This window comes from Streptosporangium sp. NPDC020072 (assembly GCF_040631445.1).
Taxonomy (GTDB): Bacteria; Actinomycetota; Actinomycetes; order Streptosporangiales; family Streptosporangiaceae; genus Streptosporangium.
The window spans coordinates 74,904-92,033 of sequence record NZ_JBEYAB010000020.1 but is presented as its reverse complement, the minus strand read 5'-3'; the positions used below and the strand labels follow the sequence as shown (position 1 = coordinate 92,033).

13 protein-coding genes are annotated in these 17,130 nt (G+C 70.4%); 8 read left to right on the top strand and 5 right to left on the bottom strand.

Annotation, left to right across the window (positions count from 1 at the left end; genetic code table 11):
* Nucleotides 1–53 precede the first annotated feature (53 nt).
* The gene (locus ABZ470_RS37215; RefSeq protein WP_362917438.1) at nt 54–1,283 is read left to right on the top strand and encodes a cytochrome P450; all 1,230 of its coding nucleotides are present in this window, start codon (nt 54–56) and stop codon (nt 1,281–1,283) included.
* Between the two features lie 88 nt (nt 1,284–1,371).
* Here the strand turns inward: ABZ470_RS37215 and ABZ470_RS37210 are convergent, their stop codons facing one another.
* From ABZ470_RS37210 to ABZ470_RS37200, 3 genes are all read right to left on the bottom strand, one after another.
* Entirely contained in the window at nt 1,372–2,613 is a 1,242-nt protein-coding gene (locus ABZ470_RS37210; protein WP_362917436.1) for a VWA-like domain-containing protein, read from the bottom strand.
* Complete coding sequence (locus ABZ470_RS37205) at nt 2,610–3,848, bottom strand: MoxR family ATPase (protein WP_362917434.1); 1,239 nt, start codon at nt 3,846–3,848, stop codon at nt 2,610–2,612. The genes ABZ470_RS37210 and ABZ470_RS37205 overlap by 4 nt, the downstream gene beginning before the upstream one ends.
* Before the next feature lie 62 nt (nt 3,849–3,910).
* Nucleotides 3,911–5,260, bottom strand: a complete 1,350-nt coding sequence (locus ABZ470_RS37200) for a hypothetical protein (protein ID WP_362917432.1) — start codon at nt 5,258–5,260, stop codon at nt 3,911–3,913.
* A 228-nt stretch (nt 5,261–5,488) separates the two neighbouring features.
* On the opposite strand from ABZ470_RS37200, the gene lgt reads away from it, so the two are divergent.
* From lgt to ABZ470_RS37175, 5 genes are all read left to right on the top strand, one after another.
* On the top strand, nt 5,489–6,490 hold the full coding sequence (lgt, locus tag ABZ470_RS37195) for a prolipoprotein diacylglyceryl transferase (protein ID WP_362917430.1): 1,002 nt from the start codon (nt 5,489–5,491) through the stop codon (nt 6,488–6,490).
* 545 nt (nt 6,491–7,035) lie between these two features.
* Nucleotides 7,036–7,797, top strand: a complete 762-nt coding sequence (locus ABZ470_RS37190; RefSeq protein ID WP_362917428.1) for an ABC transporter ATP-binding protein — start codon at nt 7,036–7,038, stop codon at nt 7,795–7,797.
* Nucleotides 7,794–10,643, top strand: a complete 2,850-nt coding sequence (locus ABZ470_RS37185) for an FtsX-like permease family protein (RefSeq protein WP_362917426.1) — start codon at nt 7,794–7,796, stop codon at nt 10,641–10,643. The genes ABZ470_RS37190 and ABZ470_RS37185 overlap by 4 nt, the downstream gene beginning before the upstream one ends.
* 145 nt (nt 10,644–10,788) lie before the next feature.
* On the top strand, nt 10,789–11,517 hold the full coding sequence (locus tag ABZ470_RS37180; protein ID WP_362917424.1) for an alpha/beta hydrolase: 729 nt from the start codon (nt 10,789–10,791) through the stop codon (nt 11,515–11,517).
* 230 nt (nt 11,518–11,747) lie between these two features.
* Nucleotides 11,748–12,185 (top strand): nuclear transport factor 2 family protein, encoded by a 438-nt coding sequence (locus ABZ470_RS37175; protein ID WP_362917422.1) that lies wholly within the window; start codon nt 11,748–11,750, stop codon nt 12,183–12,185.
* A 148-nt stretch (nt 12,186–12,333) separates the two neighbouring features.
* Here ABZ470_RS37175 and ABZ470_RS37170 read toward each other — a convergent pair whose 3' ends face one another.
* Complete coding sequence (locus ABZ470_RS37170; protein ID WP_362917421.1) at nt 12,334–13,950, bottom strand: RICIN domain-containing protein; 1,617 nt, start codon at nt 13,948–13,950, stop codon at nt 12,334–12,336.
* 312 nt (nt 13,951–14,262) lie between these two features.
* On the bottom strand, nt 14,263–14,955 hold the full coding sequence (locus tag ABZ470_RS37165; protein ID WP_362917419.1) for a DUF6461 domain-containing protein: 693 nt from the start codon (nt 14,953–14,955) through the stop codon (nt 14,263–14,265).
* Nucleotides 14,956–15,178: 223 nt separating this feature from the next.
* On the opposite strand from ABZ470_RS37165, the gene ABZ470_RS37160 reads away from it, so the two are divergent.
* Nucleotides 15,179–15,742, top strand: a complete 564-nt coding sequence (locus tag ABZ470_RS37160; protein ID WP_362917417.1) for a hypothetical protein — start codon at nt 15,179–15,181, stop codon at nt 15,740–15,742.
* A gap of 182 nt (nt 15,743–15,924) precedes the next feature.
* The gene (locus tag ABZ470_RS37155; RefSeq protein ID WP_352012893.1) at nt 15,925–17,001 is read left to right on the top strand and encodes a ParB/Srx family N-terminal domain-containing protein; all 1,077 of its coding nucleotides are present in this window, start codon (nt 15,925–15,927) and stop codon (nt 16,999–17,001) included.
* The last annotated feature ends 129 nt before the right edge of the window (nt 17,002–17,130 follow it).

Genomic DNA, 17,130 nt, shown 5'->3' with positions numbered 1-17,130 from the left:
CGGAGAATCGATCTTCAGTGTGCTTCGCCGTCGCGACCGTTAGGAGAAGGCACGTGTCCCACCCCCTCCCGTTCGTCATCGACCCCGCCGGTGCCGACCGGTACACCGAGTACCGGGCCCTGCGGGACCGAGGCCCGGCCACCCCGGTCGACGTCCTCGGCCTGCGCGTCTGGGCGGTCACCGACCCCGCCCTGCTCAGGACCCTGCTCACCAGCCCCGACGTCTCCAAGGACGGCCGCCTTCACTACCCGGCCTTCCAACGGACGATGGAGACCTGGCCGCTCGCCCTGTGGATCGGGGTTCAGAACATGTTCACCGCCTACGGCGCCGACCACCGCAGGTTACGCCGCATGATCGCCCCCGCCTTCAGCGCGCGTCGCATCGCCGAGCTGAGGCCGACCGTCCAGGCCATGGTCACCGGGCTGGTCGACGACCTCGCCGCGGTTCCCCCGGGACAGGTGGTCGACCTGCGCGAGCGGCTGGCCTACCCGTTGCCCATCGCCGTGATCGGTCACCTGATGGGCGTCCCCGAGGAACGGCGCAACGACTTCCGGCAGCTCGTCGACAACATCTTCGACAGCACCCTCACCCCCGAGCAGGCCCAGGCCAACACCGCGCTGCTCTTCGAGACCATCGAACGGCTGATCGCCGACAAACGCGACAACCCCGGCGACGACATGACCTCCCTCCTCATCGCGGCGCGCGACGAGGAGTCGGACGGCACCGGCCTCACCGACGCCGAACTGCGCGACACCATGATCCTGATGATCAGCGCCGGGTACGAGACGACCGTCAACGTCATCGACCAGGCCGTCTTCGCGATGCTGACCTCCCCCGACCAGCTCCACCTCGTCCACGAGGGCCGGGCCACCTGGGAGGACGTCGTCGAGGAGACCCTCCGCGCCGAACCCGCCATCAAATACCTGCCGCTGCGCTTCGCCGTGACCGACATCGAACTGCCCGGCGGGCAGGTCATCGCCGCGGGAGACCCCATCCTCGCCGCGTACGGCGCCGCCAACCGCCACCCCGGCTGGCACGGGCAGGACGCCGACACCTTCGACGTCACCCGGGCGGCGAAGGACCACCTGACGTTCGGCTACGGCGTGCACTTCTGCCTCGGCGCCCCCCTTGCCCGCCTTGAGGTCGCCGAAGCCCTGCGGCAGCTCTTCGCGCGTTTCCCCGCCATGTCGCTCGCGGCGCCCGCCGACACGTTGCGGCCGGTCCCCAGCCTCATCAGCAACGGCCACCAGGAACTCCCCGTGCGTTTGAGCGCCGCCGAGTAGCCCGCCGTACGATCCCGGAGGACCTCTGGACCGGCTACCCGTGCGGGTAGCCGGTCGCCCCGCGCAGGCCCGGCCGGCGACGACCGGGTCAGCCGATGGTCACCACCCGTGCCCACTCGGGTGGCCGATCCGGCACGTAGAAGGAGTCGTCCTCCTCCCACGAGCGAAGCCGCCCCCTCCTGGAGAACAGCCCGATCACCGTCCGGCACGGTGGCCGTACCTCCGGCCAGCGGGTCTGCCCGTCGGTCAGGACCACGACGACGTCCGGCGCGGGCCTCGTCCGCAACGCTCCGGCGAAGCCTGTACGCAGATCCGTCCCGCCACCGCCGACCAGCGGAATCCCCTCCGCGCGGCACAGCCCGTGCACGGCCTGGACCGCCGCGTCGCACGACAGCACGCCGACCAGGTCACGCCTGCCGCCCACGGCCCGGACGATCGCGGCGATCTCCACGAGCGCGCCGCCCAGTTCGGCGTCGCTGACCGACCCCGAGGTGTCGACGACCACGGACACCCTGGGCGGTCTGCGCCGCAGGCTCGGCAGCACGACGCCGGGCAGGCTCGTCGAGCGCCGCGACGGCCTGCCGTACACGTAGTCCTCACCCGCGCCGGGGCCGGAGAGCGCGGAGCGGACCGCGGCGCCGAGCAGTTCGCGCCACGGCTGCGGCGGGTGGAACGCCTCCTCGGCCCACCTGCGCCACCCCTGCGGGGCGTCACCGGGACGGCCGACGATGCCCTCCGCCACCCGGAAACGCACCGCGTCCCGCTCCTGCGGGCTGAGCCCGTACGCGCCGTCCGGCCCGAGCTCCCACTCCCGTTCCAGCCCGTCGGCCCCGCTGCCGCAGTCCAGCCAGACCAGCCCCTGCGTGTACGGCCCCAGCGTGAACCGGCGCAGGTAGTCCTCCATCAGCTTGCCCTCGGGCAGCCCGAGGGCCTTCGGATCGACGGCGTCCTCGGGCCTGACCAGCCCGTCCCCGTACACGTCGTCGTTGATCTCGCAGTCCGCGGCGATGTTCATCCGCAGCCGCTCCCCCGGCCCGGTCAGGCCCCGTTCCACGGCGACCCGGTCACTGCGTCCGTGGTGGTCGCGCAGCAGGTGGGAGACCTCGTGCACCCACACGCCCGCCAGCTCCTCCACGGAGGTCGCGGCGACGAACGGCGGCGAGACGTAGCAGCGCCAGTACCTGTCGACGGCCATCGTCGGCACCCGCCGTGACTCGACCGGGTGCAGCGCGAACAGCGCCGTCGCCAGGTAGGGCCGGGCCCGGACGGCGAGCAGCCGGGCCGCGAAGAGCTTCTCCAGGTCCAGCGTCCCCGTCGCGCCGGACGTCATCGGCCCCGCCCCGCGACGGCGGTGATCCGTGCCGCCGCCCTGTCGGCCTGCCCGCTCAGCGACACCACCCCGGCGAGTCTCTCGATCGACGCCGGGACCTCCCAGTCGGCGTGACGCAACGCGGCGAGCGTGGACGCGGGCACGACCACCAGGTCAGGGGCCCCGGTCTCCAGCGCCCTGGCCAGCAGTGCCCACGCCGCCTCCCACCTGGCCCGTTCAGGCCGCCTCCTGACCGCCTCGACCACCCCGTCGAGTACGGCCTGGCGCAGGTCACCCCGTTCCGGCAGAACGGCCGCCGCCGGGTCGGCCAGCAGCGTCTCCGGGTCGGGCAGGTCCATCCTGTCCGTCCAGGCCAGCAGCTCCAGCCCGGGACCGTCCCCGACCGTGCCCCTGACCAGCGTGGACAGCACCTCCCTTGAGGTGTTCGCCGCGGTGGCGAAGGCCGTGAGCCGCAGCGCCATCTCCCAGCTGCGGGGCGAGGGCCACGGCCCGCCCCTGCGGGTCTCCTCGCTCGGCAGCCGGTGCACGAGGGTGGGACGGGCGGCGAGGAGCCCGCACACCGCGCGCCTGGCGAACGTCACGGCCTGCGGCAACAGCTCCGGATCGAGCCGGGGCAGCGTCGCCCTCGGCCAGGTCCCGCCGAGACCGCGCACCACCACGTCGTGGTCATGAGCCCACCGCAGGTGGACGAACCGGTTGGCCAGGGGCGCGCTCAGCTCCCAGCCGTCGGCCGCCGAGGAACGCGGGTTGGCCGCCGCCACGATCCGCACCCCGGGCGGAAGCCGCAGGGCGCCGACCCGGCGTTCGAGCACGAGACGGAGCAGGGCGGCCTGCACCGCGGGCGGTGCCGTGGACAGCTCGTCCAGGAAGAGCAGCCCCCTGCCCGCCGCGGCCAGCCGTACGGCCCAGTCCGGCGGGGCCATCGGGACGCCCTGGGTCGCGGGGTCGTCGCCGACCACCGGCAGGCCGGAGAAGTCGGACGGTTCGTGCACGCTGGCGATGACCGTGGTCAGCGGCAGGTCGAGGGCGTCGGCGAGCTGCTGGAGGGCCGCGGTCTTGCCGATCCCCGGTTCCCCCCACAGCAGCACCGGCAGGTCGGCCGCCACGGCCAGGGTCAGCGCCTCAAGTTGCGGGTCGGCACGCGGCTCCGTGGTCGTGTCGCCGAGCATGGCGATCAGGTCGGCGGCGACCTCCAGATCGGAGGTGTGAGCGGTACGGGATGAGAATTCGAGCATCGAATCACCTCTGGGTCTGAGAAGGGTTCAGCGGGATATCCGGTGACGTTCGGTGGGGACGTTCAGCGGGACGTCGTGCGGCGCGAACGCGCGTGGTCGGCCTTGGCGCCTGTCTGAGGCACCTGACCAGGCCAGATGACCGATTCCTTGCCTGGCCCGGTCAGTCCGGTCCGGAACAGCCCGTGCGCGACCCGTCGCCGTGCCGCCGCCTCAAGCTCGTCCCGCAGGGCGCCCTCGGGCAGTGCGGCGCCGGGGCCGAGGAGGTCCTCGACGGCGGCCAGGGCACCGGCGACGTCGCCGTGCTCCAGCCGCGCGCGGATGCCGGGGAGGCCCTCCGGGGCGCGGTGCGCCTCCTCGATCACCCGCAGGCAGGGCAGCGGGGTACCGGTCAGCGCGGACAGCAACCTCTCGCGGTGTATCTCGGCGGGGTCGTGGTCGAGCGGCACGAGCACCCCGTCGACGAGCCCGATCCGGTGCCGGGCGCCACGGCACTCGACCAGCCGCCACGCCTCCCGGCCACCGGTTCGCGGTGGGCGGGACGGGGAGTGGTCCGGTGCGAGCGCCGACGCGACGAGCGGGTGCAGCCGGTCGGCCTCGATCAGTCCAGCGCGGAGCAGCATCAGGTCGGGCGGCACCCACGTCGCCGCGTCCGGCAGCACGGGCAACGCCGACCGGCCGCCCCGTGTGGGAGCCGTCGTGATCCGTACCTCAGGGAACGCCGTCAGGTCCAGCACCAGCAGGCGCCGCCTCCCGAGCCGTACGGCGACCGCGTCCCCTTTCTCCTCCTGGAGAAGGGTCCACGCCTCGGCCGCCCACCGGTCCACGGCGCAGCCGGGCTCCAGCGGCACCCCCGGATCCTGAGAGGGAGGGTCGCCGGCCCCGGCGCGGACCCGCAGCTCACCGGCCCTGCGGGCGTCCCACAGGTGGCGGTGCAGGTCGAGGCGGAAACGTCGGTTCGGCCGGGGGTGCGGATGCCGTCCGGCCCCGGACCCGTCCCACAGCGCCAGGCTGATCCGCTGCCCGGCGCCCGCCCAGGCGGGTGGGGTCCGGGCCACGAGGTGCACCGTGGCGCCGCCGCCGTACGACGCAGGGAGGTATCGGGCCAGGGAGACGGTCAGGCCCGGCCGCAGCAGACCGTCGGGGACGATCCGCGGCATGTGCCAGCGCAGCAGGTCAGGAGCCAGGTGACGAAGGTCGTCCCGGACTCGGGCCATGAGCTCCCGGCCGTGGGTGCGAGCCGTGGAGCGCAGGTTCAGATCGATGTCGACGTGCGCCGCCGCGCACGCCCCCGCCCAGTCTCCGACGGTACGGCGGGCGGTCGCTGTCTCGATCATGGAGGGCGGCACGGCGAACTCGCGCACGTGCAGCCAGAGGGAGAGCCGGGAATCCTCGGTCACGGTCAAGGGGCGCATCAGCACTCACCTTGCCGGAACGAGACCCCCAATCCACAGGAGTAGGTATTCATCCCGGCCAGCATAGAGCCTTCCCCACCGGATCCGCCATGCACGAAATACCGGCCCCACCGGAAGGGGGACGATTTTCCGGAGGGATTTCCGTTTTCCGCGCGACCATAAACCGGTCCTGTGGACAGATTGGTCGTTCCTGTACGCCCCGATGGCGTGCCTGTAGTGTTCTCCACCGTGATACTCGCGAGCATTCCCAGCCCGGCGACAGCGGTCTGGTACGTGAATCTCGGGTTCTTCGAGATTCCGATCCGGGCCTACACGTTGTGCATGGTCGCCGGTGTCGTCGCCGCGAGCCTCATCACGAACAGACGCATGCGCAGCCGTGGCGCGCCCGCGACCGCCGCCCTCGACATCGCCGTGTGGGCGGTGCCCTTCGGCATCGTCGGCGCCCGCCTCTACCACGTCGTCACCACCCCGGAGAAATACTGGGGCGCCGGTGGCGAGGGCGTCATGGGCACCCTCAGGGTGTGGGAGGGCGGCATCGGCATCTGGGGCGCCGTCGCCGGAGGCGCGCTCGGCGCCTGGATCGCCTGCAGGAAAACGCGGTTGAGTTTCACGCTCCTCGCCGACTGCATCGCCGTCGGTCTCCCGATCGGCCAGGTGATCGCCCGGCTGGGCAACTGGTTCAACAACGAGCTCTACGGCGGCAGGACCGACCTGCCGTGGGGCCTTGAGGTGCACAGGATGTCCGGCGGCGGCCCGGGAGAACCGCCGATCGGCAGCGCGGCGGTCGACGCCGAGGGCAGGCCGGTCCTGCTGGAGGGCCTCTACCACCCCGCGTTCCTCTACGAGATGGTGTGGGACCTCGGCGTGGCCGGGTTCGTCTACTGGCTCGACCGTAGACACAGGTTCGGAAAGGGCCGCGCGTTCGCGCTCTACGTGATGGCCTACACCGCGGGCCGGGCCTGGATCGAGACCCTGAGGACGGACGAGGCCCTGATCCTCTTCGGCCAGCGTCTCAACTTCTGGGTCGCGATCGTGGTGTTCCTGTCCGCCCTGGCCTACTTCGTACTGCGCAGGGGGCCGAGAGACCATCTCGTTCCCGCTCCCGGCGGTGAGGGCTTCCTGACCGTCACCGAGGCGGAGTTCCTCGCCCACAGGGCGGCCGGACCCCGGACCGGCACCGGCGATTCCGTCCCCGCGGACGAGCCGGACGGGGCAAAGACCAAGAACTGACGACTCCTTTACTCTTTCAAAGTCAATTCATGACCGGAACGATTGTGTCGATTTCCTGAACAGACCGAAGAGAACGGTCGCCGTCCAGGAATCTTTCCTCTCATTCCTGCGAATGTGGACAAGCCATCGAACATGCCTCTCACATTCCATTCACCACATCAAGTGACATACATTATTCCACTTGTCGGACGTCAGGGCCGTCCTTATACTCGCCCGTAAGCCAAGCAGCCTGACGCGATCAGTCACGCGTCATCCCCCATCGGCGGACGCTCCACTCACCAACCCGTCGACGGACCGATGAAAAAGGCCTTCACCTCCGGTGCTTGTGCTCTTGTTGTCGCCAAGGCCCCCGGGCCGCCGACAACGCCACGCCGTACATCGGCGGGGTCTGGATTCACAGAAAAGTCACGAGTCAAAGAAAACAGGAATCAATGGCCACCGATAACCGCACGAAATCACCGGCGACGAGGAATGCCGCCTCCCTCGGCAGGGGCTCCGCGCAGGTTCCGAGACGTGATCGGCGAAGGTGGCCCGCGGCGTCCAAGGTGTGGTCGACGATCAGGGGCGGCGCGAACGGCACCGGCCCGCGGCCCGACGAGACCGGCCGGACGCTGATCCGCGCGAACGGCATCGTCAAGACGTATCGGTCCGGCGAGATGTCGGTGCCCGCGCTCAGAGGCGTGAGCCTCGAAATCCAGGCCGGTGAGTTCGTGGCCATCGTCGGCCCTTCGGGCACCGGGAAGTCGACGCTGATGAACTGCCTGTCCGGAATCGACACCGTCGACTCCGGCACGGTGATCGTCGACGGCCTCGACATCCACGCGCTCTCCGACCGGAGGCGTACGGAGCACCGGGCCAGGCGCATGGGGTTCGTGTTCCAGGGCTTCAACCTGATCCCGGTCCTCAACGCGGTGGAGAACGTCGAACTCCCCCTCCTGGCGGCGTCGGTCAGACCGGCCGAGGCACGCGAACGCGCCCACGCCATGCTGGCGAGGGTCGGCCTGACCGACCGGGCGAGACACCGGCCCGGCCAGCTCTCCGGAGGCCAGCGGCAGCGCGTGGCCATCGCCCGCGCCCTGGTCGGCGGCCCCGCCGTGATCTGGGCCGACGAGCCGACCGGGAACCTCGACTCCTCGACCGCCGCGGCCGTCGTCGAACTGTTCGCCGAACTGAACGAGGGCGGGCAGACGATCGTCATCGTCACCCACGACGACACGGTCGCCACGTGCGCCAACCGGACGGTCGAGCTGATCGACGGCCGTGTCGCCACGGTCCCGGTCACCTGGGGTGACTGGAGGCAGTCGTGACGTACGCCGCCGTCGCCGTCCTGGCGCTGCTCGTCCCACCGATCGTCTTCGACCTCGTGTTCCGCCCGGCCATCCGCAGGATCGGGCTGCGCGAGGTCCTGCGGCGTCCGAGAAAGGCGGCCCTGGTCGTCTTCGGCTCGATGTTCGCGACGGCCCTCATCACCGGGTCGTTCGTCGTCGGTGACTCCTTCGGGACCTCCTACCGCGTCCGGGCGGAGACCCACCTGGGGCCGCTGGACCTGCTCGTCACGTCCGAGAACGTCAAGGACGACCTCCGTACCCTGGACGCGTCGCGCCTGGTGGACCACAGCCCGATCGAGTCGGTCATGGCGGTGCGCGAAGGAGAGATCACCGCCACCGACGGCCACGGAAGGACGCGTCCCCGCACGAGGTTCTGGGAGCTGGAGCCCGCCGAGGCACGCGCGTTCGGCCACGACCTCGACGCCTCAGGCCTGACGCGGCTGCCCCTCAGGCTCGGACGCGACGAGGTGGCGATCAACACGCGTCTGGCCCGGAGCCTGGACCTCACCCCCGGCGACGACCTCGAACTGACCGCCGGTCCGACCACCGTCAAACTGCGCGTCGCCAGGGTGCTCCGCGAGCGGGGAATCGCCGGATACGCACCGATCATCGTCACGAAGGGCACACTGAGCGACGCGCTGCCCCACCGGCCCGGCGTCGTCCGGGACATGATCGCCGTCTCGAACGTCGGCGGCACGTACGGCGGGGCGGACAGGACCGTCGAGGCGGAACTCTGGATCGTCGCGGCGCTCGGCGACCGGACCCCCGTCGTCTCCGTGAAGTCGCCTGCCCTGGACCGGGCGAACCGGATCGGCGACGAGGCGAAGAACCGGTTCGGCATGGCCGGTGGCTTCCCCTTCGCCGCGGCCGTGCTCCTCGTCATCAGCCTCTTCGTCATGTTCGTGACGGAACGGAGGGCCGAGCTGGGGACCCTGCGCGCCATCGGCCTGCGGAGGGGACACATCCGCAGGATCTTCGCCGTGAAGGGGCTGGTCCTCGGCCTGCCCGCCACCCTCCTGGGACTCGGGGCCGGGGTGGGCGTCGCGGCCCTGGTCGTCCGCGTGAGCCACGGCTCGTTCGGGGTGGACGAGAACCTCCGGCTCCACCTGGACGTCCAGCCCGCCGCCCTGCTGTCGGGGGCGCTCATCGGGCTGGCCGTCTCGCAGCTCACCGTGCTGGCCGCGACCCTGAGGACCACCGGAGCCGACATCATGGCCGCGATGCAGGACGCCGCGCCACACGGTTCCGGCGGGTCAAGGCGCTGGATCGTCCTCGGCCTGTCGCTGTCCTGCGTGGCGGCGGCAGGCTGGCTGTTGACGTCGGACCGTCAGTTCACGGCGTTCGCCGCGCCGATCGTGTTCGTGCTCGGCTTCCTCCCGCTGCTGATCGACAAGATGGGCCGCAAGGTCGCCGTGACCCTCTGCTGCGGGCTGGCCCTCGTCTGGGCGAGCACCGTCTTCGGCATCCTGACCGGCACCTTCGAGGAGATCGACCTCAAGCTGCTCATCGTGCGGGGCGTCGTCCTGGTGGGGTTGTCGTCGGTCGTCGTCGCGGTGTTCGACGGATGGCTGGTCGCCCCGATCCTGGCGGTCACCCGGAGGTCCGTCGCGCCCCGTCTCGGTCTGGCGACCGTACTGGCGCGACCGGTCAGGACCGCGTTGCTCACCTCCTTGTACGCGCTCGTCGCCTTCGCGCTGACCTTCACCGCGATCCTCAACACGGTCCTCAGGCAGGAGGAGCCGAACGACGTCGCCCGCGCGGGCGGGGGCTACGACGTCGTCCTGTTCAGCAGCCGTCTGTCCCCGGTGACGACGAAGCAGCTGAGAGCGCGGAGCGACGTCGCGTCGGCGATCAGGCTGACCGACGGCTACGCCATGATCACCTCAGCCGCCCTGGACAGGTACGAGGCCGCGCAGGGCCACCGGCACGCCTGGGACTCCGGCACGCCCCGGCCGCTGCGCAGGACCGTCACCCTCGTCACGCCCGAACTCGCGGGCAACCGCCCCCCGAGGCTGGCGGAGCGTTCGCAGGAGTTCGGCTCCGACGCCGAGGTCTGGGCCCACGTCGCCGCCGACGCCTCCGCGGTCATCGTTCCGAAGTACGTCGGCCTCGAAGTCGGCGACAGCGTGCGGCTCGTCGACCGGTCGAACCGTCCGGCCGAGCTGAAGGTCGTCGGCCTCAGCGACTGGAACCGGCTCGTCGGGGCCGGGCTGTACGTCTCGGAGAAACAGGCCGGATCGCTCCTGACCGAGGTGCCGCCCCTGCGCCGTCAGTACGTCGCGGCCGCGCCCGGAACGACGGCGGACGCCCTCGTCGAGGCGCTGAACACCGACTACGTGACCGCCGGGGCCGACGCCCACTCCTTCGCCGCGGACGTCGCCGCCGAGTCGGCGAAGACGGGGGCGTTCGTTCAGACCCTGCGGGGTTCCATCGGTCTGGGGCTGCTGGTCGGCATGGCCGGGCTGGCCGTCGTGCTGGTCCGCGGCGTCCGCGAACGACGTGGGCAGTTCGCGATGCTGCGGACCATCGGGTTCAGGCCCGGCGCGCTCAGGAACGCCCTCCTCGTCGAGGTGTCGTTCGTCGGCGTCCAGGGCACCGTACTGGGCGCCGGGCTGGGCGTGCTGAGCGTGTGGCAGGTCCTGGCGCCGCGGACCGCCACGGCTCGCGGCCTCGGCTTCACGGACCTCACGGACCTCACGGTGCCGGTCGCCTTCCTCGTGGTGCTGGCGCTGTCAGCCCTGGCCGCGGCCCTGCTCGCCGTCCGGGCGGGACGCGCCGTCTCCGCCGAAGCGCTCCGGCCGTCCCACTCCGGCCTTCTCATCTGAACCACTGTGATACCTTCGGCAACGCCGTGCATTATTGCGAATTCGAGGAGGTGAGTCCGATCAACGCTGTGACAAGCCGGGGCTCCCTCCTTCGCATGGCCTAGGGAGCGCCCGCACAAGGCATCCCGAAAGGTCAGAAACGCTGATGCGCTTCACCTCCCAGACGTCGTCGGACGGCGTCACCGAGCAGTTCTTCACCCTCGACGAGATCCCCGGCGTGCTGTGGACGCCGGATGACACCCCCGGCACGCGGCCGCTGATCCTGCTGGGCCACGGCGGCGGGCAGCACAAAACGGCTCCCGCCATCGTGTCCCAGGCTCGCCGCTACGCCGCCGAGGGCTTCGCGGTCGTCGCGATCGACGCGCCCAACCACGGCGACCGCCCCAAGGACGAGGAGTTCGGCCGCGTCGTGGCCGAGATGCGGGCCGGTATGGCCTCCGGCGAGAACCCGGGCGTCGCGGTCGCCGGCATGCACGGCCACCTGACCGGTCGGTCCGTCGCGGACTGGCGGGCGGTCCTCACCGAGGTCCAGCGTCTCGACCGGGTCGGCGTCGGCCCGGTGGGCTACTGCGGCATGTCGATGGGCTGCGGGCTCGGCATCCCCCTCGTCGCCGCGGAACCCAGGATCCGCGCCGCGGTGCTGGGCCTGCTCGGCGTGTACGGCCTGGCCGAAGAGGCCGCGCGGGTCACCGTACCGGTGCGGTTCCTGATGCAGTGGGACGACCGGCTGGTGCCGCGTGACCAGGGCCTGGCCCTGTTCGACGCCCTGGCCTCCCCCCAGAAGACACTGCACGTCAACCCCGGCGCACACGGGGACGTGCCGTCGTTCGAGGTGGACAGCGCCCTGAGGTTCCTCACCCGGCACCTGACCTGACCTGCCAGGACGCGCCGGCCGGACCCTCGCTTCCGGCCGGCGCGTACCGGTACGGCCGAACCACGTGCGCGCCCGGTACGGCCAGGCCGGGGCGCCCGTTCCGGTGGACCGGGGCGCCCGTTTCGGCGCGTCCATCGGCGACATGATCCCCACCCTGTGGATAGTTGTGCGTCCTTCCTGGCCCCGTATCGTCCTCACCAGTGATCACAGCCGTGTGGGAAAGGGAGGGTATGACCGACGATGTGGTGCGACGCGTTTTCCAGGCGGTGGACTCCTTCGACCCCGAGGAGTTCGTGCGGCTGCTGACCGAGGACGCCAGGTTCGTGTTCGGCAACGCCGAACCGCTGGTGGGCCGTACGGCCATCGTCGCCGGGCTGCGGGCGTTCTTCTCCACCATCGGCGGCCTGCGACACCGGATCGTCAGAAGCTGGCAGGTCGACGCCGACGTCATCGCCGAGACCGAGGTGACCTACCAACGCCTCGACGGCAGGGAGACCGACGTCGTCGCCGTGTCGATCTGGCGCACCCACGACAACGGCCTCATCTCCGACTACCGAATATTCGTCGACCTCACCCCTCTTTACGCGCCTTGGAACCCGCCTCCAGAGCGTCACGACCACGCCAACAGCTCGGTGGTCTTGCCTGCCCGGGATCTGCCGAGGGCGTGATCCGCCTCCCCTTTCGGCATCCGGCGGCATGCCGGTGGGCGCGCCGGGTGGCTCCGCCGGACCCTGCTGGTGCGCCCTCGCCTTCTCCGTCCCCCCCTTTCAGGGGTCGACGATCGAGCGCGGACAGGCGCACCAGCCGGTCATCGGGTCAGGAGACGCAGCGGCGCAGGGCCACCCGGCCACCGTCCTTGGTCACATCGCTGGAATGCGGGGCCAGGCAGAGCTTCGTCCACTGGTTGGAGAAGGTGTAGCGCCCGCCCGGCATCGGGTTGACCGACCAGTACTGGTTGGCCGAGTCCCAGCGGGTCTCGCAGCCCCACCACATGAGCTGCGTGTTCTCCCCGGGCGGGGTGCCGTTGTTGTACGGCGCGGTCAGGCAGTAGCCGTTGGCGTTCTTGATGTTGAACCATCCGCCGTTGCGCGGGGCGGCAGTCCACTTCTGCGACGACTTGCCGTTGCACGAGCGCTGCACGACCATGCCGCCGCCGGAAATCGTCGAACCGCGGTCGAGGCACTTGCCGCTCAGCACGTTCTTGTAGGCGGTCGTGTTCACCGACCACAGGTCGTACGCCCCGGTGGGCTTCGGCTTGGGCAGGCTGCCGCAGTCGTACTGCTGCAGCGGCGCGTCGTTGCTCAGCAGGTTGTTGTGGTCGAGCGCCATGCACTTACCGCTCTTGCGGTTGTAGAGATAGAACGCAGGCTGCGCGTCGTAGTGCGGCGGGATCTTCACCGTCACCCGCATCACCGCCCAGTTCTGCTGCGGCGCCGACGGCGTGCAGTTCTGCTGGTCGAGGCTGAGCCAGTCGGCCATCTCATCGCCGGTGACGTCCGCGCACTTGCCGGAGGCGTCGTTCTTCTGCAGGAACGACCCGTCGGCCTGCTTGACCCGGGTCCAGCGCAACGCCGAGGACGTCCCGGTCGGGCAGTCGCGCTGCACGATCCTCGCCCCCGCCGTCCTGCTGTCGTCCTTGACCACCATGCACTTGCCGCTGTGCGCGTTGAACAGCCGGTACTGGCTCGGCAGCCACAGACGGAAGTCCCCATAGGACGACTCAAACGAGGTCGACTCGGTGTAGCCGCTGTCCCCGCCCCCGCCGCTGCCGCAGTACTTGGAGATCTCCCAGTCGCTCATCGGCCGCGAGTTCAGCGCCCAGTCGTAGGAGCGGCTCTTGTCGGGCACGTACACGGTGAGGTTCTTGCCGTACTGCATGCCGTTGCCGTCGTCGTAGTCGGCGGCGATGTCCACGACGGCCTTGATGAGCGGCCGGCGTACGGTGATCCACGCGACGCCCCAGCCGGGCACGTTCGCGGTGTTGGTGTAGGTGTCGCTGGTGCTCCAGCTCCATGACCAGCCGAGCTTCGGCCCGACGGACGCCTCCCAGTCGCCGAACTTCTTCTTCCCGCCGATGTCGAGCCCGAAGGAGAAGGAGGTCGACGAGCTCTTCATTCCCGCGACCCCGACGCTGCCGCCCGCGGCCCCGCAGGAGCGGGCGACCGGGCGAGGCTTGTTGGAGTCGCCGATCGCGTCGGGGATCTCCGCCTCACCGAGCACCTGCTGGGAACTCTTGTAGGTGAGCCTGCACTCGGGCACCTCGTACACGAGGTCACCCGCCTGCCGGTAGGTGACGTTGAGGCAGTCGCGAGCGATCTGCTCGGGGGATCTGGCCGCGGCGGCGGGTGAAGGTGAGATGACCATCGTGCCGAAGACGGCGGTAACCGCCGCGAGCATGACGGCACCGGCGCGAAGCCGGGGGAGGACGTGCATGACGCTCCTGATCAGAGTATTCAACGTGCTCGCGCAGGCTAGAAGTCCAGGGAGGCGCCGGACTGAACGGCTCAGGAACACGACTTGAAATGATCATTCAGGGGCTGGGTGTCGGCTGTCGGCGCGTGCCGCGGTGGTGAAGGCCGGCGGAGCTCGGATCTTGGCTTCGGATATCCGGAGTTTGGCGTCCCCGCCGTACGCCCGATCGTCGTGCGGTGACGCCCACCGCCCCCAACAGCCGCACCCGGTGACCCGGTACCGCCGACCGGCCGCGGCTGCCTCCACCGAGCCGGATCGTTCCTCTCGGCGGTCTCACCGCTCGCGGATCACGTAGCGGGTGTGGGCCCCGTCCATCCACTCCCGGTCGATCTCCCGGCCCGTCACCCTGCCGACGAGCGCCAGAGCTGATGTGAGGCAGGTGGCCATGGGCGGGCTGTACCCGTTGAGAGCGAGCGAGATGAAGTCCTGCCACCCGTCGGGAATGTCGTCCTCGTAGTCCTCCTGCCCGCTCTCCAGGCGGGCCTCCTCCCACGCGCAGTACTCCAGCCACCCCGCCGGCAGCTCCGGATCGCTCGTCCAGCCGGTGTCGTTCAGGTCGAACTGCAGTCCCCGCGCGTAGGAGTCGAGCGCCTGCGGATCGCGTCCCCACCGCTCTCCGGGAACGGTGACGCCGAAGCCCGTCACGTAGTCACCGTTGACCGCATACTCAAGATCACGTGGCCCGTTGATGTCCCAGCTCATCCGCAGCGCCCGCCCGCCGTACGAAAGCTCCCGTAGCGCCCGATCGCAGTCGAACCCCCGCACCTGGATGATCTGCGTCCAGTCCGCCGTCAGCCGACCGGCCCAGACAACCCCCGCGTCACCGTCGGCGGGCCTCCCGCGTACGGCGTCCGCCCAGACGCACTCAACCGCGTCATCCACGTCGGCGACCGAAACCCCCAGGCGTCGTGCCGCCTCCCACACCTCCAGCCCCTCGACCCAGGCCGCCATGAACCATTCGCCCATGCGGTAGGACCGGACAAGATGCCAAAGACGCTCTGATCGCCGCATTCCCGTCCCCGCCCGTTCGGCACTCGTTCCTGAGGCGACCCAATCAGACATCCCCGACAATCACCGTGGGAGCGGACGCCACAACGGGATTCGTCACCCGGTCGTCCACACCGCCGTCCGGGTCGCGCTCGGGCTCGCTTTCCAGTGGATCACAAGTCCCGGTCCATAGCGTGCCGCCATGAGTCTACGCACACGGGTCGCCGGTGCTTTCTTCGTTCTGGCGGTCCTCGCGGTGGTGGGCGCCCTGGTCGGCGCCCTCGGGCACTACACGGTTCTCGACCGGCCGGTCCTGCTGGGGACCCTGGCCGTGAGCCTGGTCGTCCTCGCCGGAGCGCTCGTTTTCGGCGGAGGGCCTCGCGGCCCCGCCGTCGCGCTCGGGATGATCTGGGCGACGGTGGGGCTGGTCACCTACGTGAACAGCTGGCAGGTGTACGCCCGGATCCCCGGCCCGACCGGCAGCGGGCTGGAGGTGCGTGTCCTGTACGACGACTGGATCATCCCCGACTGGGCGCTCGTGGTTCGCAGGAACGACGGCCTGCTGACGCGTGAGTGGCCCCTGGTCGAGCGCTTCAGCTCCGAACACTCCGACGGCCTGCCCACGGTGACCTGGGTCGATCCCTCACACGTGCGCCTGGACGACAGGCCGGGTGACGACCGGGCGCCCTGGGGCGGGCAGGTGATCGTCCTGGACCCCGGGACCGGGCGACCTCTCAAGCCGGACCACCCGGTGAGCGCCTTCTGAGATCCGGCCGTCCGGGAGCCGTCGACGTCGGCCGGTGAAAGTCCGCACCTCCTTCGTTCCCCGAAGAAGAACACGAAGTTCGCCGCCGGTTTCCCTGGATGTCATGAACATGCACTCGTACGTTGGTTGGTTACCGGCACTCTCACCGTCGATAGACGCAATGCCGACGAGGAGCACGTGTTATGCGCTTCAGTTCTCCGTACCGCCTGGCCTCGGCACTTGGGGCAGCCGTCGCCGTCACCGTCGGCTCCGGCGCCGCCCTGGCGCCATCCGCTCTGGCCGCACCCGGTGCGCCGGGCACCCGGCCGTCCTTCTGCGAGCACGACAACCGCGACACGCCGTTCGCGAAATACCTGTGCGCCAAGCCCGGTGACCTGCTCGACGTCCGCATCGGCGACGTGCACCCGACCCAGCCGTCGCTCGGTTACGACGAGGTGTACTACAAGCTCGGCCGCTACACCCTCGGCAAGGACGCGATCAACAAGAAGTTCGACGACTGGTGCGAGGCCGACGGCCGGGAGGAGGCGGCGTCCGTTTCGCCCGGCGCGCGCCTGGACGACCCGTCCTCGTTCACGTGTCAGATCCCGGTCGGCGCGGAGACGCCGGACAGCGTCGCCGCCATGAAGACCGTCGTCATCGGCCCCCATGGCGAGCCGTTCCTCACCGACGGGCACCACACGCTCACCTCCTTCTTCGAGACCCCTGACGGCGGCGCCGACCTGCACGTACGGCTGCGGGTGCAGGCCAACCTGAGCACCTTCACCCGGCAGAGGTTCTGGAACGAGATGCAGGCGCGGAAGTGGGTGTGGCTGCGCGGCCCCAACGGCAAGCCGGTCACCGTGAACAAGCTGCCGACCGGCGTGGGCCTGGCCAACTTCACCGACGACAAGTACCGCAGCCTGCTCTACTTCGGCCGTGACATCGGCTACGAGCAGAACGGGCTGCCGTTCCAGGAGTTCTACTGGGGCAGTTGGGTCCGCGACGCCAAGCCGATCGACCTGGCCGGCTGGAACCAGAACGACCACGGCAGCTACCTGGCCACCGTCAAGGCGCTGACCGAGGCGATCACCGCGCTGCCCAAGGGCACCGTCGTCGACAACGGCCTCACCGCCGCCCAGCTGGGCGCGCTGGCCCAGTGGAACAACGGCAAGGCCGCCAACAAGGGCGAGTTCGACAAGCTGAGCAAGCCGTACTCCGACGCCAAGCCAGGAAAGCTGGCCTACACCCTGGAGTACAAGCGCGCGCACGGCCTGGGCTGAGACCTCCGGGACCGTACGGCCGGGCCGCCGGGCGACCGTGCTCGACGGCCCGGCCGGTGTCTCGGCCAGGGGTCGGTTCTCACCCGCTCGCAGGACACGAACGGCCAGGTGGGGCGCGGCGATCCGTTC